18 protein-coding genes and 3 pseudogenes are annotated in these 21,868 nt (G+C 68.1%); 10 read left to right on the plus strand and 11 right to left on the minus strand.

Features of this window, described 5'->3' with window-relative positions; translation table 11 throughout:
* The first annotated feature begins 314 nt into the window (after positions 1 to 314).
* The gene (locus ACFY0K_RS05580) at positions 315 to 644 is read left to right on the plus strand and encodes a GPR1/FUN34/YaaH family transporter (RefSeq protein ID WP_390638721.1); all 330 of its coding nucleotides are present in this window, start codon (positions 315 to 317) and stop codon (positions 642 to 644) included.
* A gap of 592 nt (positions 645 to 1,236) precedes the next feature.
* Positions 1,237 to 2,112 carry an SDR family oxidoreductase gene (locus ACFY0K_RS05585; protein WP_390638722.1) on the plus strand — a complete coding sequence of 292 codons (876 nt, stop codon included), beginning with the start codon at positions 1,237 to 1,239 and terminating at the stop codon, positions 2,110 to 2,112.
* Between the two features lie 226 nt (positions 2,113 to 2,338).
* On the opposite strand, the gene ACFY0K_RS05590 is transcribed toward ACFY0K_RS05585, so the two are convergent.
* Entirely contained in the window at positions 2,339 to 3,415 is a 1,077-nt protein-coding gene (locus ACFY0K_RS05590; RefSeq protein WP_390638723.1) for an NAD(P)-dependent alcohol dehydrogenase, read from the minus strand.
* A 330-nt stretch (positions 3,416 to 3,745) separates the two neighbouring features.
* Here ACFY0K_RS05590 and ACFY0K_RS05595 point away from each other — a divergent pair, with 330 nt between their 5' ends.
* From ACFY0K_RS05595 to ACFY0K_RS05610, 4 genes are all read left to right on the plus strand, one after another.
* On the plus strand, positions 3,746 to 5,128 hold the full coding sequence (locus ACFY0K_RS05595; RefSeq protein ID WP_388720050.1) for an NADP-dependent succinic semialdehyde dehydrogenase: 1,383 nt from the start codon (positions 3,746 to 3,748) through the stop codon (positions 5,126 to 5,128).
* Between the two features lie 143 nt (positions 5,129 to 5,271).
* The gene (locus ACFY0K_RS05600; protein WP_390638724.1) at positions 5,272 to 6,147 is read left to right on the plus strand and encodes an NAD(P)-dependent oxidoreductase; all 876 of its coding nucleotides are present in this window, start codon (positions 5,272 to 5,274) and stop codon (positions 6,145 to 6,147) included.
* Between the two features lie 32 nt (positions 6,148 to 6,179).
* Positions 6,180 to 6,980 (plus strand): maleylpyruvate isomerase family mycothiol-dependent enzyme, encoded by an 801-nt coding sequence (locus ACFY0K_RS05605; protein WP_390638725.1) that lies wholly within the window; start codon positions 6,180 to 6,182, stop codon positions 6,978 to 6,980.
* Positions 6,981 to 6,990: 10 nt separating this feature from the next.
* Positions 6,991 to 7,470, plus strand: a complete 480-nt coding sequence (locus ACFY0K_RS05610) for an alpha/beta fold hydrolase (protein ID WP_390638726.1) — start codon at positions 6,991 to 6,993, stop codon at positions 7,468 to 7,470.
* Positions 7,471 to 7,521: 51 nt separating this feature from the next.
* On the opposite strand, the pseudogene ACFY0K_RS05615 reads toward ACFY0K_RS05610, so the two are convergent.
* The 3 genes and pseudogenes from ACFY0K_RS05615 to ACFY0K_RS05625 form a co-directional block, all read right to left on the minus strand.
* A pseudogene (locus ACFY0K_RS05615) lies at positions 7,522 to 7,614 on the minus strand (IS5/IS1182 family transposase); the annotation flags it as partial.
* A gap of 64 nt (positions 7,615 to 7,678) precedes the next feature.
* Positions 7,679 to 8,920, minus strand: a complete 1,242-nt coding sequence (locus ACFY0K_RS05620; protein ID WP_390638727.1) for an IS110 family transposase — start codon at positions 8,918 to 8,920, stop codon at positions 7,679 to 7,681.
* A gap of 230 nt (positions 8,921 to 9,150) precedes the next feature.
* Positions 9,151 to 9,676: pseudogene (locus ACFY0K_RS05625) on the minus strand (transposase family protein); the annotation flags it as partial.
* A 235-nt stretch (positions 9,677 to 9,911) separates the two neighbouring features.
* On the opposite strand from ACFY0K_RS05625, the gene ACFY0K_RS05630 reads away from it, so the two are divergent.
* The 3 genes from ACFY0K_RS05630 (at position 9,912) to ACFY0K_RS05640 (ending at position 12,475) form a co-directional block, all read left to right on the plus strand.
* Complete coding sequence (locus ACFY0K_RS05630) at positions 9,912 to 10,868, plus strand: serine hydrolase domain-containing protein (RefSeq protein WP_390638728.1); 957 nt, start codon at positions 9,912 to 9,914, stop codon at positions 10,866 to 10,868.
* Between the two features lie 110 nt (positions 10,869 to 10,978).
* Positions 10,979 to 11,233 carry a hypothetical protein gene (locus ACFY0K_RS05635; RefSeq protein ID WP_390638729.1) on the plus strand — a complete coding sequence of 85 codons (255 nt, stop codon included), beginning with the start codon at positions 10,979 to 10,981 and terminating at the stop codon, positions 11,231 to 11,233.
* A 381-nt stretch (positions 11,234 to 11,614) separates the two neighbouring features.
* The gene (locus tag ACFY0K_RS05640) at positions 11,615 to 12,475 is read left to right on the plus strand and encodes an alpha/beta fold hydrolase (protein WP_382722922.1); all 861 of its coding nucleotides are present in this window, start codon (positions 11,615 to 11,617) and stop codon (positions 12,473 to 12,475) included.
* A 58-nt stretch (positions 12,476 to 12,533) separates the two neighbouring features.
* Here the strand turns inward: ACFY0K_RS05640 and ACFY0K_RS05645 are convergent, their stop codons facing one another.
* A complete protein-coding gene (locus tag ACFY0K_RS05645; protein ID WP_390638730.1) occupies positions 12,534 to 13,064 on the minus strand; it encodes a YbhB/YbcL family Raf kinase inhibitor-like protein in 531 nt (176 codons plus the stop codon).
* Between the two features lie 192 nt (positions 13,065 to 13,256).
* On the opposite strand from ACFY0K_RS05645, the gene ACFY0K_RS05650 reads away from it, so the two are divergent.
* A complete protein-coding gene (locus tag ACFY0K_RS05650) occupies positions 13,257 to 13,394 on the plus strand; it encodes a hypothetical protein (RefSeq protein WP_390638731.1) in 138 nt (45 codons plus the stop codon).
* A 540-nt stretch (positions 13,395 to 13,934) separates the two neighbouring features.
* On the opposite strand, the gene ACFY0K_RS05655 is transcribed toward ACFY0K_RS05650, so the two are convergent.
* The 6 genes and pseudogenes from ACFY0K_RS05655 to ACFY0K_RS05680 all read right to left on the minus strand — a co-directional run bounded on the left by ACFY0K_RS05655 (position 13,935) and on the right by ACFY0K_RS05680 (position 21,785).
* Positions 13,935 to 16,085, minus strand: a complete 2,151-nt coding sequence (locus ACFY0K_RS05655; RefSeq protein WP_390638856.1) for an FUSC family protein — start codon at positions 16,083 to 16,085, stop codon at positions 13,935 to 13,937.
* A 197-nt stretch (positions 16,086 to 16,282) separates the two neighbouring features.
* Positions 16,283 to 16,737, minus strand: a pseudogene (locus ACFY0K_RS05660) (formate dehydrogenase); the annotation flags it as partial.
* Positions 16,738 to 17,073: 336 nt separating this feature from the next.
* Positions 17,074 to 17,601 (minus strand): gluconokinase, encoded by a 528-nt coding sequence (locus ACFY0K_RS05665; RefSeq protein ID WP_390638732.1) that lies wholly within the window; start codon positions 17,599 to 17,601, stop codon positions 17,074 to 17,076.
* Positions 17,588 to 19,021: a glucose-6-phosphate dehydrogenase gene (locus ACFY0K_RS05670; RefSeq protein ID WP_390638733.1), complete on the minus strand. Its 1,434-nt coding sequence runs from the start codon at positions 19,019 to 19,021 to the stop codon at positions 17,588 to 17,590. Before ACFY0K_RS05670 ends, ACFY0K_RS05665 begins: the two co-directional genes overlap by 14 nt.
* Positions 19,018 to 20,865 (minus strand): glycoside hydrolase family 15 protein, encoded by a 1,848-nt coding sequence (locus ACFY0K_RS05675; RefSeq protein ID WP_390638734.1) that lies wholly within the window; start codon positions 20,863 to 20,865, stop codon positions 19,018 to 19,020. The genes ACFY0K_RS05670 and ACFY0K_RS05675 overlap by 4 nt, the downstream gene beginning before the upstream one ends.
* A gap of 68 nt (positions 20,866 to 20,933) precedes the next feature.
* Positions 20,934 to 21,785, minus strand: a complete 852-nt coding sequence (locus tag ACFY0K_RS05680) for a zinc-binding dehydrogenase (RefSeq protein ID WP_390638735.1) — start codon at positions 21,783 to 21,785, stop codon at positions 20,934 to 20,936.
* Positions 21,786 to 21,868 lie beyond the last annotated feature (83 nt).

A 21,868-nucleotide genomic window follows, 5' to 3' on the forward strand; every position in this document is an offset into this window, starting at 1 on the left:
ACCGCACCCCCATCGAGTACGAAACTACTTATTGGGCTTGAGGTGTCGTACCGAGATCTTGTATGCCGACCTATTAGTGTCGAGTGATCGTTTCGGTGACATCTCCGCTGAACTGTGAGTAGGTTGCTGATCAGCGTATTCCGTGTCGCAACCCTCGCTATCGGCACCGGTGGCTCCGCAGCCCGGACTCGCCGCGCCCGACCCCGCGACGCTCGGCCTCATCGCGTTCAGCTTGGCAAACATTACCCAGAGTTTCTTCAAACGCCGGTGTCAACCCAGCCCTCTTCCCGGCCGCGTTCCCGCTGGAGTTCTTCGTGATCGTCACTCTGCCCGAGGGGCAGGCCCACACAGGGACGGGCCTGTGTCTGCTGCCCTGGGCAGTGCTCCCGTTCGTACTCACGATTGCGGCAGTGAGAACGACCGCTGCCCTCCTGGCTGCATTCCTCTCCACCACGGTCACCATTTCCGTGCTCACTGTGGGCCAGTTCCTTCAATCCGACACACTGATCAGGGTGGGGGGAGGCTTCGGCTTCCTCACCGCAGCGCTTGGCCTCTATGGCGCGTTCGCCGGCCTCGTCAACGGGACCTGGGGCCGAGACCTGATCTCTGACCCCCACCTACCCCGACCCCGGCAAACGGCTTGAGCGCCCTGCCCGCGACAAGCCACGCCCCACCTCGGTCACCTCGGCCGCCGCGGAGCACGTTGAGCCCTCCAGCTGAGCTGCATCGGACCGCCGAGACGTTGCTCGCCCGAGGCCGGAGGCGCCGACCCCGGCGGGGAGGGCGTTCGACGGTGGGCCAGCGGGAACTGGAGGGCTGCGGCCTCGGTGCTCACCCCATAGGCGCCCCCCACGGCCACACCGACGCGGTATCGCGCGTCTTGCCGGCCAGCAGGCCATCGAGCAGGATTTCCGCGAGGCCCGCTCCGTAAAGCGGGGCCGTGTCGTAGTACCTGATGCCCGTCGGCACGGTCCCGGAGCCAATACGTCGGTGATTAGCTGCGGAGGTCCACGGTAGTTTTCCTTTCTTCTCTCGGGGCGCGCACCGGCTTTGAAAGCGGCGATCAAGACGCGAATGCCTGCGAACGTTTTTGAGGCCAGTAGCGCTTGGCCAACAGGCTTTGGCACTCGAATTCAATTTTGGACAGATCCATTTCTGCGAGTTGCCGCCAGTCGCTAGGGGGGCCAGACTGGTTCTTGGGGTGTGGGACGAAAATCTTGAGAGGAATCACTCGACATGGCGAATACAGCACTGAAGAAGATCCTCATCACGGGAGCAGGCACCGGCTTCGGGTTCGAAGCCGCCATGCGTCTCGCCGGGAAGGGCTTCGACGTGATCGCCGGGGTGGAGATCTACGCCCAAGTGCAGACGTTGAAATGGCAGGCGGCTGAGCGCGGTGTCAGGCTTCGGGTGGAGAAGCTCGACGTGACGAACGACGGAGACCGTCGCAAGGCCCTCGACTGGGGCGTGGAGATTCTGGTGAACAATGCCGGTGTAGGTGAGGGAGGCTCCACGGTCGACATTCCCGAGTCGAACATTCGGCACCAGTTCGAGGTCAACGTCACCGGACCGCTCGTCCTCACCCAGGGCATCGCCAAGCAGATGATCAACCGCGGGGCCGGCCGCATCGTCTGGATGTCCTCGCGGGAAGGCCTGAACGTCAATCCGTTCACCGGCATCTACTCTGCCTCGAAGCACGCGGTCGAGGCGATCGCCGAGACCATGGCCGACGAGCTGCAGGAATACAACATTGAGGTCGCCACAGTCAACCCGGGGCCCTTCCTGACGGGCTTCAACGACCGAATGTTCCAGACCTGGGAAAGCTGGGAGGACGACCCGTCGCAGCGGCTCTTCGACTATTCCAAACTCGCCTTCCCCCGCCCGCAGTTCGATCCCGAAGCGGTCTTCGCCACGCTGACGGCCGTCGCCGCCGGAGAAGTCGACAGCTACCGCAACCTGGAGCCCAAGTCGATGCTTGAGGAGACCAAGCGCCTCCAGGAGGTTCCATGGGAGCGCAAGGTCACGGACGGTCTCGGAACCCGCCACCCGGCCATCCAGCACTCCTACGAGATGCAGCCCGAGACCCCTGTCGGGTCATCACCTCGCACGTGACAGCAATAGTCCCCGCGCCTCAAGTGGCGCCATGTTGAATCCAGGGCTCACGGGCCCGAAGCGCAGGACTCCGTCCACCGTGAGGACGGTGGCCCCTGCCGGAGCGTGAGCTCGGGAAGTCGGGCGACTGGCCCGGCACGCTTGTGGAGCGCCGAGTCCGGGCCGCCGCGCGGACCTCGTCACACGCCCCCGGAAGGCGCGACGGCCGGGTCGGCCCGACGGAATTTCACCCGAAGACGACGACCTGGCGTCCGACTACGTCTCCGCGCCCCAGAGCCTCAAGGTTCTCGTTGATGTCCTCCAGCGCGACCTTGGTGACGTTGTGTTTGACGAGGCCGGCTTCGGCGAGCGAGAGGACCTCGACGAGGTCCAAGTGGTTGCCCCAGAAGGAACCGAGGTAGGAGAGCTCGGTGCCCACGAAGGGGAACTGCCGGTGCTCGACGCGCTGGCTCATGAGGCCGACGGCCGCAAGCGCGCCCTCGGGGCCCAGCAGATCGAAGCCCATGGAGATGGAGGACTCGCTGCCGACGCAGTCCAGGATGGCGTGGATCGTCCGGCGGCCGGTGAGCCGCTCCAGTTCGGCCTGGATGGCCTCCGTGGCCTTGTTCCTGACGTTGATCCCGTAGTCCGCGCCGTTCTCCTTCGCCACGTCCAGCTTGCTGTCGGTGCGCGCGAGCGCCACCACGGTCGCACCGCCGCCGAGCAGTTTCGCGTACTGGATCGCGTAGCTGCCCAGCCCGCCGATGCCCGTGACGGCGACGGTCCGTCCGGGACCGAGCTTGCCCGCGTCCCGGAGCTTGCGCATCCCCCGGTACGGGGTCATGCCCGCGTCGGTCATCGGGGCCAGGAGCTCCGGCGCCCGCGCCGCCTCCTCCGAGACCGGGATCGCGTGGCGGCACTCCACGGCCATGTACTCGGCGAAACCGCCCGGCGGGCCGAACCCCACCCACCGGCCGTCACCGCTGCACAGCTGTTCGTTGCCCTCCCGGCACTGCCGGCACGTGCCGTCCCCCCAGCTGGGGTTCACCACGACCATGTCGCCCTCCGAGTAGCCCACCGTCGGTGGCACCTCGGCGCCGAGTCCCGCCACCCGGCCCGTGACCTCGTGGCCTGGGATGTAGGGCAGGTCCACCGGGAACGGTCCCTCGAAGTAGCCGTTGAGGAGCTGGTAGTCGCTACGGCACATGCCGGTCGCGGCGACTTTCAGGAGTATCTCTTCCGGCCCGGGCTCGGGCACCGGAACCTCTTCGATCCGAAGGGGTTCCTTGTATCCGTGCATCCGGGCCGCCCGCATCTGCGTCATGGCTGTCTCACTCTCGCCGACCAGCGGAAAAGCGGCACGGCGCGTGCGACACGGACAGGAAACGGGTCCCGGCGCCGGGTCACCACGGCCGCCGCTTCGGACTTCACCATGGTTGCGCAGCTGGGGTTGCGATGCATCCCGTGTCGTGCCAGGTGATCAGCAGCCGGCGGGTCGGTAGCCGCCTGGTGCGTTGGCGCTGCTGGACGTGGAGGGGTGCTGGTTCAGCCTGGGAGGCGTGACTCCCTGCCGACGGTGAGCGACGCTTCCGGGGTCGACAAAAGGCCAAATGGGTGAATTGCCTACCATACCGGGTGGTTTTATCGTGGATCCATGGCTATCGCAACGACGAGTCCCGTGTCAGGTGAGGTCCTCAGGACTTTCGACGAGCTGACCCCCGAAGAGCTCGAAGACAAGCTCGCCAGAGCTGCGGCGGCAGCTGCCTCGTACCGGCTGACGGGCGTCGAGCAGCGGGCGGAGTGGCTGCAGCATGCGGCCGACCGTCTGGAGAAGGAGGTCGAGAGCGTCAGTGGAATGATCACCACGGAGATGGGCAAGACATTCCGGGCAGCGGAGCAGGAAGTGGCCAAGTGCATTCACGGACTGCGCTTCTACGCCGCCGAGGGCCCCGCGTTCCTGCGGGATCTGGAAGGTGACGCCCAACGCGTGGGTGCGAAGCAGACGTTCGTCACGTACCAGCCGATCGGTGTCGTCCTCGCGGTGATGCCGTGGAATCTGCCGTTGTGGCAGGCCATGCGGTTCGCCGCGCCCGCGCTGATGGCGGGGAACGTGGGTCTGCTCAAGCACGCCTCGAACGTGCCGCAGTGCGCCCTGTACCTGGAGGAGCTCTTCCGTGACGCTGGCTTCCCCGAGGACGTGTTCCAGACCCTGCTGATCTCTGCGAGGAGGGTGGAACAGGTGCTGCGTGACCCCCGGGTGGCGGCCGCGACTCTGACGGGCAGTGAACCGGCCGGACGGTCGGTGGCCGCCATCGCCGGTGACGAGATCAAGAAGGTCGTCCTCGAGCTCGGCGGCTCCGATCCCTTCATCGTCATGCCCTCCACGAACCTGGAGCAGGCCACCGATGTCGCGGTCCGGGCACGGACCCTGAACAACGGTCAGTCCTGTATCAACGGCAAGCGCTTCTTCGTGCACGAAGCCATTGGTGACGCGTTCATCGACATGTTCGTGGCGAAGATGGGAGCGCTGGTGGTGGGCGACCCGATGGACGCGGGAACCGACGTCGGACCGCTTGCCACCGAGTCCGGCCGGCAGGACGTGGAGTCCTACGTCGAGGACGCCGTCGCCAAGGGCGCGACCGTGCTGTTGGGTGGCGAACGCCCGGACGGGCCGGGCTGGTTCTACCCGCCCACCGTCCTGACCGGCATCACTCCGGAGATGCGGATGTACCACGAGGAGGTCTTCGGCCCCGTGGCACAGGTGTGGACGGTCTCCTCCCTGGAGGAGGCCCTGCGGGAGGCCAATGGCCATCCCTACGGCCTCGGGTCGAACCTGTGGAGCGAGGACGAGGCCGAACGCGAACTGTTCGTGCGTGACGTCCAGTCGGGCATGGCCTTCATCAACGGCAACACGACCAGCTACCCCGAGATCCCGTTCGGCGGCGTCAAGCGCAGCGGCTACGGACGCGAGTTGTCCGACCTCGGCATGCGGGAGTTCATGAATGCCAAGACCGTCTGGATCGGTCAGGACGCCTGAACCAGTCAGGTTGCGGGTGGGTCTGTCGGATCACGGGCCTGCGCACTGCTCGCCGCTGTTGCTGCACGCGTGTTGACCGAGCGTATGGAGGCCCGACGATGAGTGGAAGGAACCGGACCGCGCCACCCGGTCGGGGAAGACCTGTGGTCGGGGTGCTCGGCACGGGCACCATGGGGGACGCGATGGGGGACGCCATGGTGCGGAACATCGCGGCGGCGGGACTGGGGCTGCGGGCATGGAATCGCAATCGCGCCGCCGCCGAACCACTGGCCGCCCTCGGTGCCGTGGTGTGTGACACGCCGGCCGAGGCCTGCCGCGGCGCGGATGTCGTGCTGACCGCGCTCTTGAACGAGAAGGTGGTCGCCGACGTGATGGACCAAGCCCACGATGGTCTGGGCGGCCGCCAAGTGTGGGTGCAGACGTGCACGGTCTTCCCGGACGGGAGGCGCGGACTCGCGGAACAGGCGGCCCGTGTGAGCCTCGCCTACGTCGAAGCGCCCCTCCGCGGTACCAAGGATCCGGCGGTGGCCGGCACGCTTACCATCATGGCCGCCTCGCCCCAGCAGGAGGTGAGGGAAGAGGTGCGACCCGTGCTCGAGGCGGTGGGCATACGCACTGTGTGGCTGGACGAGGTCGGCCAGCCCAGCAGCCTCAAACTCGCTTACAACGCCTGGGTCCTTGCCACCGTCGAGGGCATCGCGGAGTCCCTCACCCTGGCCGACGCCCTGGGGGTGGATCCACGCCTGGTCATCGACGTCATCGACGGCAGCGGACTCAGCAGCCCGTACGTCCGGACCAAAGGTCCGAAGATGATCGACGACGACCTCGACACCCCTTCCTTCCCTCTGGACGCGGCTGCCAAGGACGCCGGCCTGATCACCGATACGGCCCGCGCCGCCTGCCTGCACCTGGGTATCGCCGAAGTCGTGCCCGGACGCCTCCGCCGCGCGGCCGACGACGGGCTCGGTCGTGCCGACGTCGCCGCGACCTACCGCATGTCCCGGCAGGCCGCAGCCTGACCTGGCAGTCCCTTCGAGAGGCTAAAGGAACCATGACCCGAGCCGGTCTGGCCGCCGCGCGTTCGAGCACGGCGCAACTCGCCGAAATCGTCCCCAAGGTGGACAACGGACAGTGGGAGCTGCCGTCCGCGTGCGCGGGCTGGCGCGTCATCGACGTGGTGGCCCACCTCGCGGCGCTCGCCTCCGAAGCCGTGGACCCGCCTCCGCCCGACCCGGCGTTGCCGAAGAACCGCGAGCGCTACCACGACCTGCGCGTCGACGAACGCCGTGGCTGGAGCCATTCCGAAGTCATCGACGAGTGGCGGCACAGCACCCCCCGGCAGTTGGACCTCCTGGCAGCCGCCCAGGAACCGCCCGGTGCGGACGAGCCCGTCGAGGTGGCCGGGCTCGGGACGTACCCGCGCCATCTCCTGGCGAACACCATGGCGTTCAACGTCTTCTGCCACCTGCGCAACGACCTGCTCGCCCCGGACGGCCCGCTGCCGTTCACATTGCCGGAACCGACCGACGACCAGGTCACCCCCGCCATTGACTTCATGCTCGCGGGCCTCCCGCAGATGCAGGGCCCCGAACTCACCGCCACCGTCCGCCAACCCCTCGTCCTGGACCTGACCGGACCGGGCGCGACCACCGTCACGATCCTCCCCGCGACCGCAACGGACGGACAGCTGACTGTGACACCCGACGCGGACTCCACCGCCACCCGGATCCACAGCTCGGCCCTTGACTTCATCGCCTGGGCCACCACCCGGAAACCCTGGCGCGATCACTGCCGCATCACGGGGGACGCATCCGCGGCGACCCCCTTCCTGGACCACCTCAACATCATTTAGCGGGTCCTCCGTGACGTCGGTCATCTCCGGGGTGACGCCGTACCTGCTCAAGACGCCCGAAACGCGCCATGGGGTGCCCCAGAAAGTCCTCGACCGGATCGCGGCGGCCCCGACAGCGGACTGGGCGGCGTACTTCACGGAGTGGAACAAGAACTTCTTCGACCTCGACGTGACGCTCGGCAGCCGGATCAGCGCCGAGGCCGTGCAGGACGCGTGGAACACGACGGTCGGCGCGTCACCCATCGCAACCGTCGCCGGCGTGGCCACGTGGCACACCGACTTCCGCACCGATCTGTCGAAGATCGACATCGCGGTGCTGATCCTGCACGGTACCGAGGACCGAGCCCTGCCGATCGAGGCCTGCGATCCACGCACGGCCGAACTCATCCCCTCGAACGAGTACGTGGCCATCGAGGGCGCTGACCATGGCCTGTGCTGGACGCACGCCGACGACGTCAACGCCCAGTCGCTCAGGTTTTTCGCCGACTAGGCGCTGTCCCGCAAATGATCTACGACGCGCTGGTTGATCTGCCCGTCTTCGTTACCCAGCGAGCGTGAGGTTGTGCAGGCGGGCGGTGCCGAGCATGGCGTGGTGTACTCCGTCGCCCTTGAGGCGGCAGTCGCGGAGGATCTGACTCGAAAATGGCCGTACGAGGGCATGGCTGATTGCCCTGGCCGCGAGGCTGGGGTGTGGGAGATCAAGCGGGTGTGAGGCCGGATGTGTCGATTCCGAGGGCGCTCAGCTCGGCGATGAGCCGTTGCTGCCGTCGCTTGACCTGGTGCGGGTGCTGTTGCCAGTGGCTGGGTCCAAGGTCCTGGTAGTCGGTGTCGTTGGTGAGCATGTGCCATGCGGCGATGACGATCTTGTGCATGACCGCGACGAGAGCGCGCTTCTTGCCCATGCGTCTGGTCAGCCGGCGGTAGTGAGCGTTGAGGTAGGTGCCCTTGGTGTGTGCCGCTGCGGCAGCAGCATCTCCAAGGGCACCCTTCAGCCAGACGTTGCCGTGCGTCGTGGCGCCTGAGTAACTCCGCCCCGCTGACTGGTTGTTTCCAGGAGCCACGCCACTCCAGCTCGCCAGAGCGGTCGCAGTGGAGAAGCGTGTCATGTCGGCGCCCGTCTCGGCGATCACTACCTGTGCGAGGCGGGTTGAGACGCCGGGGATGGTGACCAGGAGATCGCGCTGTCGGCGCAGAGGCGCGGTCTCGGCATCGATGCGCTGATCGAACGCGGCGATCTGCGCATCGATGGCGTCGATGTGGGCCAGGGCCTGGGACGTCAAGAAGGCGTGGTGGTCTTCGAAGCGGCCGGTCAGGGCCTCGCGGAGATCCGTCATCTTCGACCGGGCCTTCCCGACGGCCAGATCGGCCAGCACCACCGGGTCACGCTCACCGGCAATGAGTGCTTCGAACATGGCGCGGGACGACATACTCAGCGTCTTGGTCAGCACGAGCGAGGTCTTGATGCCGGCGTCCTCGAGCACTTTCTCCAGCCGATTCAGCGCGCGAGAACGCTCTCGGACCAGGCTGGTGCGCTGCCGGGTGAGGTCACGAAGACGGCGAATGCGCGGTGGCGGCACGAACGACGGCGAGACCAGCCCGTGTTGGGCCACCTGCGCGATCCAACGGGCGTCGGAGACGTCGGTCTTACGGCCTGGCACCCGCTTGATGTCGCGGGCGTTGACCAGCCAGACCTCAAACCGTTCCTCAAGCAGGTAGAACACGGGTTTCCAGTAGTCCGCTGTTGCCTCCATGACGACCAGCTGAACGTCCTGCTCGGCCAGCCAGTCCGACAACAACAGCAGTGACCTGGTCATCGTCGTGAAGGTACGGACCTCATCCCGATAGCGTCGTGAACCCTGGGAGATCGGCCCCCGGACGCAGACCTTCACATCACCCTTGGAAACATCGAGACCCGCCACTCTCTCGACCAGCACATCCATAAAGTCACCCCCTCGGAGACCGACATCGCCAAACGGCCCCGGCCTGGTGAGGGCACAGCCAACTTAAGAATCTGACTCGCGTGCTCAGAGGCAACAGTCCAGGGCGCCTGCCCCAGCCCTCGCGTCAAGCTTCCACACGGACTCAACCGCACCAAGATCCTTCGACGTCACCCAAGCCGAGGTCGCCGTCAGAATTTTCCCCAGTCAAGGACGCCGCAAAGCGGCCCGGACAGCTTCCAGGTCTTCATGCGGGCGAAGGCGTGCTCGACACGGGCGCGGACCTTGCGGTGGGAGGTGTTGTGTTCCTCTTTCCAGGCCCGGAGTTGGGTTTGGCCGGGTTCGCGGCGGTGTGGGAAGACCAGGCCGGTGCCCCGGTAGCCGCCGCCCGCGATCACCGTGGTCTTGCCGACGGCATGCCTGGCGCCGGACAGCACTCACGCCTTGCAGTCGTTGCGGTTGCCGGGCAGTGGCCGGCCGACGGCGATGACGAGCCGGGTGTCGGCGTCGATGATGCGGGCGGCCGCGGAATGGGACACCCCGCACAGCGGCGCCAGTTGGCGCAGGGTCAGATTGGTCCGCCAGTAGACGGCGAGCAGCAGCACTCGGTCCTCCAGCGGCAGGCTCCACGGCCGGCCCTTGCGCACCGGATCCGCGCCCTCGCGCCGCAGCGCGTTGACCATCTTGTTCAACTGGCGCGGGCTCAGCCCGGTGAACGGAGTTATCCAAGACGGCTCCGGCCGTGATCACACCAGCCATCTCAAGATCATCCCAAGGCGCCCCCCAGGTCAGTGCGCCGGTGACCGTCGGGGGCTCGTGGGGTAGGAGCATCAGGACGTTCCGCAGACGCGTAGAGGGCGGGGTTGATGGAAAACGCAGGGCAGTGTCTGGACAGGGGCGGGGATGCCGGCGACCCGTGGTCGGGGTGGATGCCGCCCGGCTGGCACGTGCCGCGAAGGAACAGGCTGAGCGCACGATACCGGGTGTCCAGGACATGAAGTCCTACCTGGCCGCCCAGGTCGGCGATGTCTCACATCGGGAGGTGCTGGGCCCTCTGCTCGACGGGCAGGGGGCGAGCGGTGTCGTCGTGCGGCGCGGCGTGGTACTGGCTTCCTGGGGAGATCCGGAGCGGACGGAGATGGCCTTCAGCGCCACCAAGAGCGTCCTGTCCCTGGTGGCCGGGCTGGCCTTCGATGACGGACTGCTCCGGCTGGACGAACCCGTGTGCCGTTCAGTCGACCTGCCGCAGTTCGGCGGCGCACACGCGCGGAAGATCACCTGGCGGCATCTGCTGGACCAGTCCAGCCAGTGGGAGGGCGAGCTGTGGTCCAAGCCGACCTGGGCCGACGCCCAGAGCACCCGCGAGGGAACGGAGTCAGCCGGCGGACCGCCCGGAGCGGGCTGGGCCTACAACGATGTCCGAGTGAACCTGACCGCCCTCGCGCTCACCGTCCTGCTCCGTCGGCCCCTGCCGGAGGCGCTGCGCGAGCGGATCATGGAGCCGATCGGGGCCTCGTCCGGGTGGTCCTGGCACGGTTACGCCGGCTCCGCGGTTGAGATCCACGGCCGCCGCATCGCCGTAGTGTCCGGCGGCGCACACTGGGGCGGCGGACTGTGGATCAATGCTCTCGACCTGGCCCGGATCGGGCAACTCTGCCTTCGGAACGGGCAATGGGGCGGGCGCCGACTGCTGTCCGCCGCGTGGATCGAGGAGATGTGGCGGCCCTGCCCGGTCAAGCCCAACTACGGGCTCTCCTGGTGGTTGAACGACCACCGCACGGTGTGGTCCAAGGCCCCGTCCACCGGGCGCTGCGCCCGGGGAAATGGCGGCGGCCACCTGCTATGGGTCGACCCGGCACGGGACCTGGTGGTGAGCTCGCGTTGGGGAGCGGAGGTCGAGTCGCTTCTCGCTGAAGTATCCGCTGCGATCGAGCCAATGCCGCCAGCCTGAACACGCCCCTGGCGGCCCCGCCATGCATCTCGCCCCCTTCGAAGATCATTTACGGGACATCCCTTGCGGACGCTCGCATCCTCGTCACGGAAAATGACCGGAGGTAAGCCATGACTGAGGGAAATGGGCCAGCAATCACTGGCCTGCACCACCTGTTCTTCACCGTCACGAACCTGGAAGACAGCCTGGACTGGTACAAGCGAGTTTTCCGGGCCGAGCAAGTGGACTGCAAGTTCAACCACCTCTACCGCGAGAGGACGGGCTACGGCATCCTGCTGGTGGTTCCGGAATCGGGGCCTGTGATCGGGCTTCACTCCACCACAGGTAACCGGCATGAGGATTACTCGAAGCCCGGACAGGTCTAGATCACGTGTCGTTCCAGGTGGGTATGCGTGCCGAGCTGGAATCCTGGATGACGTGGCTGGACGATTTGGGAATCGAGCACACTCCGATCAGGGACGAAAAGGAACCGTTCGTGGACTCGACGGTCGTATTCCGAAACCCGGACAACATTCAACTCGAGTTGGTCGCCGTCGGCTAGACGGGGAAATTGAAACCACTGGGACGAAGCGCTGCGAATCCGGCAGATGTCCTGGAATTCGGCGAACAATCCTTGCCTACCCGCGGCAGTGATGTCGCGGGGCTGTGAGTTCACTCGAATGGCCCCTGAGCCAGGACAGGCCGTCCGGTGCCGTCGAATATGTAATCCCGGGCGTCGTTCGACGTCCCCGCACCGAAGGAACGGCATGCGAATATCCCGCGAGTCCCTCCGTACCGTGCACATGGCCCGTTGGGCTGCGGCTCTTCTGGCGGTGTCGGGTATCACCTCCGCACTGACAGTCGGAATGGCGCAGGCCGGTGGCCCGAGCGGGGATCCCGGCCGGGAGAAGCCCACCATCGTGCTCGTGCATGGCGCCTTCGCCGACGCGTCGAGTTGGAACGGGGTCGTGCAGCGCCTCCAGCAGAACGGCTACACGGTGGACGCACCCGCCAACCCCCTCCGCGGCATACCTCAGGACTCGGCCTACCTCGCAAGCTTCCTGAAATCCGTCAAGGGACCGATCGTCCTGGTCGGCCACTCCTACGGTGGAGAGGTGATCTCGCAGGCCGCCGCCGGAAACGCCAACGTCAAGGCCCTCGTCTACATCAACGCGATCATGCCGGACACCGGAGAGTCCTTCTCCAGCCTCTCCGCGAAGTTCCCGGCCGCCCCGCTCACCAAGGCCCTGAAGCAGGTGCCCTTCAGGAACGGCGACGGCACCACCGGTACGGACGTCTACGTGCAGCCGGACAAACTGCGCCAGGTCTTCGCCGCCGACCTGCCCACCAGCCAGACCAACCTCCTGGGAGCTACCCAGCGTCCGATCGCGCTCTCGGCGTTCGCGGACAAGCTCACCGCCGCCGCCTGGCGGAACAAGCCTGTGTACGTCCTCGTCGGCAGGCAGGACCAAGCGATCAACCCGGCCCTGGAACTGTTCGAAGCGAAGCGCGCGCAGGCCCGGAAGACGGTCGAGATCAATTCCTCGCACGTGTCCCTGGTCTCCCACCCGCAGTCGGTCAAGAACTTGATCGTCGACGCCGCCGAGGACTACATGTGGAAGAAGTGAGACAGGGCGGCCGTATGAGGGCCCGTCGGGTTGCTGACGGGCCTCATGCTCCTTCGGGTCAGGCCCGCTCGAAGGTCCCGTGCAGAGTCGCCCTGGCAAGTGCGTGGCTGAAGAGGAGGAACTCCAGGTAGGCGGGGGTCGTCGTCCCGGACACCTCCAGTTCTTCCACGTCGACGGCGTGCACCACGAGGAAGTAGCGGTCGGGACCGTTGCCCGGAGGCGTTGCCGGACCGAGGTACCTTCTGTAGCCGGCGTCGTTGGCCAGGGTCACCGCGTCACCCGGCAGATCCCTGCCGTCTCCCGCCCCCGCCGGGAGGTCGGTCACGGAGGCGGGCAGGTTGGCCACCGCCCAATGCCAGAAGCCCGAAGCGGTAGGCACATCGGGATCGAACATCGCGACCGTGAAACTCTGGGTCTCCTCGGGAAATCCGGACCAGCTCAGCTGCGGTGAGACGTCCGATCCCCCTGCCCCAAGGATGCCGCTCACCTGCTCGCGGGCCAGTTGCTCGCCGCTGACCACGGAATCAGAGGTCAACGAGAAGGTCCTGATCTGCGGCAGGAAATCGTAGGGGCCATAGGGTCTGATCATGACAATCCTCCGAACATTCTGCTGTCGGGGCCGCGTAAATCCTATTACCGCTTCTCGGCGCTCACATGCGATACGCGTGCACCCATCGGTCGCAACGTGCCGACTCCGAGATTCCCGCTCATCCTTGTTATGCAGGTCTCAAACTGGTCGAACTACGCCCTCCCCGAGTGTCGCCCTCCAGAGGAGCATTCCATGGCCAAGATCCTTTGCGTGATGACCGGCGCAAGCTATTGGACCCTGAAGGACGCGGACCGCAACCTCATCACGGGCCAGAACCCGGCGTCCACGGGCCCCCTCGCATTGGAACTCGTCAAGGCTCTATCGTCCTGAAACGACGTCGTTCGCCGGGGCGGTCGAAATCAGCGCACCACCTATGGTGAGGGGCCACCGCGGGAACCAGGGTCAATATCGGATTCGTGATTCGGATGGAATTTCGCTGCCATGAACCGAACTTCGGCGCCGCAAGCGGAACGTCCCTGCGCAGCGGCGGAGTTCTTGGCGCCCTCGTCCGAAGATCTTGAGTCGGTCGTCGAGGCGGTCGACTCGCTCAACCCGTACATGCACGCCCGCGGCGTGGCCTGCATGGTCGACAACTGCTCGACCACCGCACGTCTCGGCACGCGCAAGTGGGCCCCGCGCTTCGACTACCTGCTCACCCAAGTGGCCTACCCCGCGGTGGACGACAAGGCGGTGATCCCACGCTGTTCGCGGCGTTCGAGGGGCACGTGCCGCACCAGGTGCTCGACGTCTCCTCGCAGATGCGCCCGTCCGTGGTTCCCCACCGTTCCGGCACGGTCCAGGACATGCCAGGATGACGAGGACCTCGGCGTCATCGGCCGGCCGGGCGGCGCCGAATCCGGCGATCGCCGGTCACTCGCCTGCGGTGCCGGCTGCCGCTGCCAGGCTCGGCAGCAACTGGTGTGCGGACTCCAGGTACTTGCTCGTCCAGACGATGCGCACGACATTGGCACGCGTGTCTCCCGACCCGAGCAGATTGCGATACACCGACTCGACAAGACGCAGGTCTGCGGCCGGGCCACCGAGCGGGACCGTGGGGGAGCGGCGCTCGATGCTCGCGGCCAGGACACGGTAGGACGCGGTGACGCCCTCCGCGGCGTGGACCAGTTCGCGCCGCGCGGGGCCGCTGCCGGTGTGCAGCCGGGTCTCGCCGGCCCGCTGCCAGAGGTGCTGCAGCGCGTCCGCCATGAGTCTGAGCCTGGCGACACCGGTCACGAGTGTGGTCATGGCCGCGAGCGACACCGGCTTGGCGCCCCGCTCGGCGAGATAGGTGCGGAAGGAGTCGTCGAGTCGGCGCGAAGCGGCCGCGGCCTGCCACTCTTCCTCCGTGGGGGAGAGCGCGCCCTTGTCGGCCTCGTCCGGCAGGCCGAGGCGGTGTTCCACCACGCTCTGCAGGTACGCCGCACAGGCGGTGTACGCCTCGGCCAGGGCCCTGCCCACGGCCGCCGTCGCGCCGCGCGGCCAAAGGCACACCGCCACCAGCAGGCTCACCCCGCAGCCGAGTACGACGTCCTGAAGCCGGAGCAGCGCGAGGTGCCAGTCCGGATTCTGGCCGATGCTGAACACCACCACGAGCGCGACCGTGAACGCCGTCTGCCCGGCCGCGAAGGAGATCACTGTCGGAGCCGCGCCCATGGCCATGATCGCCAGCGGGAGCACAATCCACAACACGGTGCTGTGATGTCCGAGCAGCTGCAGCAGCGCGGCTCCCACGATCGACCCCACCACCGTCCCGGCGACCGCGCGCAGCGCGTTCTGGCCGGTGTTCAGGGCATTCGAGCGCAGCGCCGACAGCGTGCCGAGCAGAATCCAGAACGCGTGCTGAAGATTGGTGATGTCCGCCAGGGTGACGGCGATGCCGAGGCCGACCGCGGCGCGCAGACTGTTGCGCACCCACACCGACGTCAGGGTCAGGTGCGCGCCCAGGCGTGCCCGCGCGGAGGAGACGGGGCCGCCCGACGCGTCCGGTTCACGCCCGAGCAGCCGCTCGAACCAGCCGCGCCGCTCGGCCGCCGCGACCACCTCGACGTTGTGGGCGACCTGCAGGGTCGCGAAACCGAGTTCCTTGGCACGGAAGGAGGCGTCCAACGTCGCGAGGACCGCGCGCTCCTCGGCATCGGCACCGCCGGTGGGGACGTGGTGCGGAGGCTGTGCCGCCCGGCTTTCGATCAACGTGTCCATGGCGGCACGCAGAAGACGGGTGCCCTCTTGTACCGGCTCCAGGGCGCCTAGCGGATTCTCGAGCAACGCGGCGGAACCGTCGAGCAGATCGGCCGCCGCGCGGCGCACCGCACAGGCTTCCGGCCGACGGTTCGACGACGGTTCGTGTGCGGGCACCCCGTCGTCCGCGACGGCGCTGAGCCAGAGGAGCTCGTCCACCAGGCGCACCAGAGCACGCGAACTCGTCGACAGACCTGTCGGCCGATACGGCGTACCGTCGAACGCGCGACGCAGATCCCGGGCCGCTGAACTCGCCTGCTCGGCGTCGAGCGCGCGTGCTGTGGCGCTCGGCTCCTCGATGTCACCCGCCGACGGTGCGGCCTCGTCGCGCAGCCGGACAGCGGTGGTCCTGCACACACGGATCGCCGGCGCACTGAGCGGATCGGTCGAAGCACGCGGCCACAGCAGCCAGATCGCGAGCATCGAGGCGCAGGAGGCGAGCCCCACGCCGGCGAGCCGGTCGATCAGCTGGGAGTACGGCACCGGCGAGGTCACAGGGATGACGAAAGCGAGCAGCAGAGCCGTCGAGCAGCTCGCGATCACCGAGCTGACCACGCCGGACAGCAGAATGAGGAACGCGACCACCACGGTCGCCGTCACCGCCAACCAGGTGACGCCGGCCGTGAGGGTGCCGAGGGTCACCAGAGCGGCCCAGGCGACCGCCAGTCCGAGGTGCAGCCGCAGCCGTTGTGCCATGGGACCGGTGAACTCGACGAAGAGCAGCATGGAGAAGCAGCCGAACGCGGCGTAGTAGGCCATCGCCGGCGAGTGGAACACCCGCATGCTCACGGCGAACAGGGCCGAAGCGACGACGGAGGCACGACCGGCGCGCCGCGTGGCGGCCAACCCGGGGTCGCGCGAACGCAACCAGGCTGACGCCGCAAGGCCCCAGCTGCGGACGTGATGACGCATGCGTTCAGGTGCCCCATTTCAGTCGACGTCGCTCATGCCTCGTCCGCTGCCACTTCTGCAGCGTCCGAGTGCATGAACACCAGCGTCCGGAGTCTTGACGCCCCGGTCGGTGTTCCACTGGTCGTGCGACCGAATGGTGCTCAGGACCAGCGTTCCCGGCTGGGGGACCACGTCGAGCAGAGGAGCGGCGAAGAACTCCGCCCGCTCCGCCGGCATGTAAAAGACCAGTTCACGGGCCGGCTGCTGGATACGGGAGCGCAGCGGCCGGCGCACCCTGTGATTGAAGTCGTCGAACCCCTCCAGAGCTTCCGCCATGGTGTCGCGGATACGGTCGTAGTCGTCGACGTACCACTCCCGGGGAGTGCGGCTCTCCGGCAGGGTGGCACGGGCGATTCCGGCAATGATGGCAGGCTCGGACAACAAGCACGGTGAGGCGGGGCGCTTCATCCGACGGACAGGTGAACCATGCTCATCTCATCGCGTCCTCGACCGATGTGCGCTGGATGCCGTCACGCTGCTGGTCCGCCTTCTACGTGATCCTCTTCCCTGCTCGAAATGTCCCCTCACCCCTGCGTAAGGCCAGTACCTCTACGTCAGCCTCACGCGAACCTGACCTGACTGACGCTCAGCGCGAGGGTGCGCAGGAAGAATATGCGGGCCTGCGGCCTGCTTCTGGTTGCCCGGCTCACCCGGCGCTGGGGAACCTGGCATGCCCGGTACGGCAAGACCATCTGGGCTGCACAGGACCTTCCCGGCTCCCTGTAAGAGCGCGCGTGAACCTCGGCACAGCGGCCCTCATCTCGCGCTTTCGTCCACCGGTGCGGACGCGGCGGCCCGACGACGCACCGATGCACCGAAGTCAGTGAAGCTGCCGCGCCAGTAGGTCTGCGGCCAGGTTGGCGAGGATGTCGGGTGGCTGCGTCGCGTCGAGCTCGGCTCCCGGCTCGTCCGGTTCGAGGGGTTCGAGCGTGGCGAGTTGCGAGTCGAGGAGTGAGCTCGGCATGAAGTGGCCGGTGCGTCCGCCGAGCCGGTCGGCCAGCACGTCGCGGCCGGCGGTCAGGTGCAGGAAGATGGCGCCAGGGCAGGCCGCTCGCAGGATGTCGCGGTAGCGCCGCCTGAGTGCGGAGCAGGCGACCACGGCACCTGTGCCCGCCACATCCCGCTGGTGCAGCCAGCGGCCGACGGACTCCAGCCAGGGGCGACGGTCGGTGTCGTCGAGCGGTGTGCCGGACGACATCTTGGCGATCTCGGCCGCGGAGTGGAAGTCGTCGCCGTCCGCGAAGGGCACGCCCAGCCGCTGCGCCAGCAGGCGGGCCACCGTGGTCTTGCCGATCCCTGCGGCGCCCGTGACGACGACGCACGGGGACCGGCGCTCAGTGCGGTCCATCTTCCGGTAGCGCTTCGGGATGCAGCAGGTCGCTGCGCCGCCGTTGGGCGCCCTCGTGCGGCCGGGGAGGCGGACCGTCGGACCCGGCCGGATACTCCTCCAGCGGGACCCGGTTGCTCTCCCATGCGCTCAGGACAGGTGCCAGGACCCGCCATGCCTCCTCGGCCTCGTCGCCCCGGATGGACAGGGCGGGATCACCCTTCATGACGTCCAGCAGGAGCCGCCCGTAGGCGGGCAGGTCGGGCGGTTCCATCCGCGCGGTCAGTGAGACCTGGGTGAGGGCTTGGGCGCGTGCGCCGATGCCCGTCATGTCGAGGGTCATCCCTTCCGGCTCCAGCCCGAAGCGCAGCACGTTGGGCTGGGCCTGTCCTTCGTGCCCGAAGGGCAGGTGGGGCACGGACCGGAAGCGCACCGCGACCTCCTTGCGGTCCTGTCCGAGCGCCTTGCCGCTGCGCAGCCGGAACGTCGTCCCCGACCAGCGCCAGCTGTCCAGTTCCAGTTCGACCTCGGCGAAGGTCTCCGTGTGCCGCCCGGGGTCCACACCCGCCTCGTCGACGTACGCGGGGATGGCGTGGTCACCGATCCGGCCCGACAGATAGCGCGCGCGGCGCGTGCGGTGCACGACGTCGTAGTCGGTCAGGAGCCGCACGGACCGCAGCACGTCGACCTTCCGGTCGCGCAGGTCGCGCTCGCCGAGGGTGATCGGGGGTTCCATGGCCACCAGGCACAGCAGTTGCAGCAGGTGGTTCTGCACCATGTCCTTCAGCGCGCCGACGCCGTCGTAGTAGCCGGCCCGGCCTTCCAGGGCGAGGGTCTCGTCCCAGACGATCTCGATGTCCGAGATGTGGGTGCTGTTCCAGATGGGCTCCAGCATGCGGTTGGCGAGCCGGCTTCCGAGCACGTTCTGGACGGTCGTCATGGCGAGGAAGTGGTCGACCCGGAACACCGCCTGTTCGGGCACGAGACCGGCGAGCAGCCGGTTGAGGTGGCGCGCGCTCGCCAGGTCCTCGCCGAACGGCTTCTCCAGCACGATCCGGCTGCCCGGCGGCAGGCCCCCCTCGTGCAGGGCCGTGACCATGCGCGGGAACAGCGCCGGGGGAAGGGCGAGATACACGGCGACCGGGTCGTCGCCGGCGACGACCGCGGCGACGTCGGCGGGGTCGGTGACGTCGGCCCGCCGGTAGCGAGCCGAGGCTGCGACGGCCTTCCTGGCATCGGCGGGATGGGAGCCGCCGTGGCGGTCGAGCTGGTCGGCGCACCAGTCGCGGAAGTGGCCGGTGTCCCAGTCCTCCCGGCTCGCGCCGGTCAGCTGGAAGCCGTCGTCGATGTGTCCCGCGGCCCGCAGGGCGGCCAGGGCCGGAAGGAGGTAGCGGGCGGTGAGGTCGCCTGTCGCGCCGAAGACGGCGAGCCGGTTGATCATGTCCGTACGCCTGCCTTCGCCCGGGCGAGGTTCACACCGCTGGCGATGATCCCGATATGGCTGAACGCCTGGGGGAAGTTGCCCATGAACTCTCCAGTGGTGGGGTCGATCTGTTCCGGCAGCAGCCCGAGCGGGCTGGCACGGGCGCACAGCGAGGCGTAGACCTTCTCGGCCTCTTCGATCCGGCCCTGGGCGGTCAGGTTGTCGGCCAGCCAGAAGCCGCAGAGCACGAAGGCGCCCTCGTCGCCGGGCAGGCCGTCGGGCGACTCCTCGTGGAGGTAGCGGTAGAGCAGGCCGTCGCCGGCCGACAGGCGTTCGGCGACGGCGGTGGTGGTCGCCGCCATCCGCGGGTGGTCGGCCGGCACCACGTGGCGCAGCGGGAGGGCGAGCAGGCTCGCGTCGAGCGCGCCGCCGCCGTCCAGGTGTGCGCTGAGCGTCTGGGCGTCCTCGTCCCAGGACTCCTCCAGGATGCGCCGACGCAGCCGGTCTGCCGAGGCTCGCCAGGCCGAGGTCGGTCCGGGCAGGCCGAGTCGCTCGCCGATGGCCGCGGCCCGGTCCAGTGCCACCTGGCACATCCCGGCCGAGTACGTGAACACCCGGCCGTCGCTGCGCACCTCCCAGATCCCCTGGTCCGGCTGGCGCCACGCCTGCTCCGCGGTGTCGGCCAGCCCCGCCAGGCCCGCCCACAGGGCGGGCTCCACCTCGCGGCCCGAGCGCAGCCACTGGTCGGTGCGCAGCCACTGGTCGGCGCAGTCCAGGATCTCGCCGTAGACGTCGTGCTGGCGCTGGTCGGCCGCGCCGTTGCCCCACCGCACCGGACCGGAGCGGCGATACCCCTCCAGTTCGGTGTCCTCGATCTCGTCGGGTACGGGGCCGCCGTCGAGGTTGTACATGATCCGGGGGATCCGGCTCTGCTCCACGGCGTCGAGGACCCAGCCGAGGAAGGCGTCCGCCTCGCCGGTGAAGCCGATGCGCCGCAGGGCGAACACGGCGTAGGCGGCGTCCCGGATCCAGGCGTAACGGTAGTCCCAGTTGCGGACTCCGCCGATCGGCGCGGGCAGGGAGGAGGTGGGCGCCGCGACGAGGGCGCCGTTGGCCCAGTCGTCGCACAGCTTCAGGGTGATGGCGGCACGCCGGACCAGTGGCTCCTGGGGACCGGAGTAGCCGAAGTGTTTCATCCAGCGCCGCCAGGCGTCAGCGGTGTCCGCGAGCATCGTGTCGGCCTGGAACCGGTGGTGGCGGTGAAAGCGGCCCCAGGACAGCACGAGGTCGAGGCGTTCCCCCTGTCTCAGGTCGTGGGTGCTGTGCAGGCCGGGCAGCGCGCGGTTGGAACGCAGGTGCAGGCGCAGGTCCGGCCGCCGCGAGGGCCTGAGTTCCAGGCCGCTGAACAGTGCCTGCGCCGTGCCGCCGCCGCGGGGCTCCAGGTCCATCCGCAGCCGGACGTCTCCGGAGACGACCACGGCCGACCGGACGAGCTCGCACCGTCCGGCCGGGGCGTCGTCGGTGAGGTCGGCGCCGGTGCGCACGGTCAGCGCGTCGGCGACCCGTACCAGGCCGGTGCTACTGCGCATCTCGGTGGCGAGTACGCCGGTGTCGGGCTCGTAGCGCTGGCGGGCCTCCACCAGGTCCTGCGGCGCGAGGGTGAAGTGGCCGCCTCGTACGTGGTCCAGCAGGCCGCAGAACAGGGGGTCGGAGTCGAACCGGGGCAGGCACATCCACGGGATCGAGCCGTCCAGGCCGACCAGCGCGGCCGTCGTACCGTCCCCGATGAGGCCGAGGTCCTCCAGTGGCAGGTAGCCCTCGCGCCTGCGGACCGGGCGGAACGGGGGGTCGGGGTCGTGCATGGCTCCTCGCTTCCGCGGCGCCGCAACGTACCGTCCGGCGCGCTGCGCAGGTCCGGGAAGGACAGCACCTAGAAGGTGATCAGCACCTTCACGACGTCTTCGAGCTTCTTGTCCGCGACCTCGAAGGCCCGCTCCATGTCGTCGAAGGGAAACGTGTGGGTGGTCATGTGCGTGGGGTCGACGCGCTTCGCCTCCAGCACGCGCAGCAGCCGTTCCATGCGGAGCCTGCCTCCGGGGCAGAGTCCGGTCGCGATCGTCTGTTCCGCCATGCCGACGCCCCACTCGACGCGGGGGATGCGGATGAACTCGCCCTCGCCGAAGTAACCGATGTTGGAGATGGTGCCGCCGGGTTTGGTGATCTTCACGGCGGTCTGGAAGGTGATGTCCGCGCCCAGTGCCTCGATGGCGGTGTCGACCCCTTCTCCTCCGGTCAGCTCGTGGATGCGCTCGACGACGTCCTCGCTGGTGAAGTCCACGACCTCGTCGGCGCCGTACTCGTGCGCCAGTTTCTGCCGGCTGGGGACCGACTCGACCCCGATGACCCGGCCGGCGCCCCGGAGCCTGGCTCCCACCGTGGCCATCAGGCCCACCGGTCCTTGCGCGAGGACGGCCACGGTCCCGCCGATCGGGATGTTGCCCTTCTCCGCTCCCACGAATCCCGTCGACAGCATGTCGGCGCAGTAGACCGCCACGTCGTCACCGATGGTGTCGGGAATCCTGGCGAGATTGGCGTCGGCGTCGTTGACATGGAAGTAGTCGGCGAAGATCCCGTCCTTGCGGTTGGCGAACTTGAATCCTCCGAGCGGTCCGCCCGACTGCGAAGGGAACCCGTTCTGGGACGCCAGGTCGCCCCAGTCGGGGGTGATGGCACCGACCAGCACCCGGTCGCCGGGCCGGAAGTCCTTCACCTCGCTGCCCACCGCGTGCACGATGCCCACCGCTTCGTGGCCCAGCGTCAGGTCCTTCCTCGGGCCCGATGCCGCCGTGAACGGTGTGGGAATCG

The sequence above is a fragment of the Streptomyces sp. NPDC001507 genome (genome assembly GCF_042894765.1).
Lineage (GTDB): Bacteria > Actinomycetota > Actinomycetes > Streptomycetales > Streptomycetaceae > Streptomyces.

Bases quoted from the DNA above. Each gene is read 5' to 3' on its own strand.
- ACFY0K_RS05630 (WP_390638728.1), top strand. From the start codon at position 9,912: ATGAAGTCCTACCTGGCCGCCCAGGTCGGCGATGTCTCACATCGGGAG.
- ACFY0K_RS05655 (WP_390638856.1), bottom strand. From the start codon at position 16,085: ATGCGGGTGTTCCACTCGCCGGCGATGGCCTACTACGCCGCGTTCGGC.
- ACFY0K_RS05650 (WP_390638731.1), top strand. From the start codon at position 13,257: ATGGCCAAGATCCTTTGCGTGATGACCGGCGCAAGCTATTGGACCCTG.
- ACFY0K_RS05585 (WP_390638722.1), top strand. From the start codon at position 1,237: ATGGCGAATACAGCACTGAAGAAGATCCTCATCACGGGAGCAGGCACC.
- ACFY0K_RS05595 (WP_388720050.1), top strand. From the start codon at position 3,746: ATGGCTATCGCAACGACGAGTCCCGTGTCAGGTGAGGTCCTCAGGACT.
- ACFY0K_RS05605 (WP_390638725.1), top strand. From the start codon at position 6,180: ATGACCCGAGCCGGTCTGGCCGCCGCGCGTTCGAGCACGGCGCAACTC.
- ACFY0K_RS05635 (WP_390638729.1), top strand. From the start codon at position 10,979: ATGACTGAGGGAAATGGGCCAGCAATCACTGGCCTGCACCACCTGTTC.
- ACFY0K_RS05670 (WP_390638733.1), bottom strand. From the start codon at position 19,021: ATGATCAACCGGCTCGCCGTCTTCGGCGCGACAGGCGACCTCACCGCC.
- ACFY0K_RS05645 (WP_390638730.1), bottom strand. From the start codon at position 13,064: ATGATCAGACCCTATGGCCCCTACGATTTCCTGCCGCAGATCAGGACC.
- ACFY0K_RS05620 (WP_390638727.1), bottom strand. From the start codon at position 8,920: ATGGATGTGCTGGTCGAGAGAGTGGCGGGTCTCGATGTTTCCAAGGGT.
- ACFY0K_RS05640 (WP_382722922.1), top strand. From the start codon at position 11,615: ATGCGAATATCCCGCGAGTCCCTCCGTACCGTGCACATGGCCCGTTGG.
- ACFY0K_RS05590 (WP_390638723.1), bottom strand. From the start codon at position 3,415: ATGACGCAGATGCGGGCGGCCCGGATGCACGGATACAAGGAACCCCTT.
- ACFY0K_RS05675 (WP_390638734.1), bottom strand. From the start codon at position 20,865: ATGCACGACCCCGACCCCCCGTTCCGCCCGGTCCGCAGGCGCGAGGGC.
- ACFY0K_RS05665 (WP_390638732.1), bottom strand. From the start codon at position 17,601: ATGGACCGCACTGAGCGCCGGTCCCCGTGCGTCGTCGTCACGGGCGCC.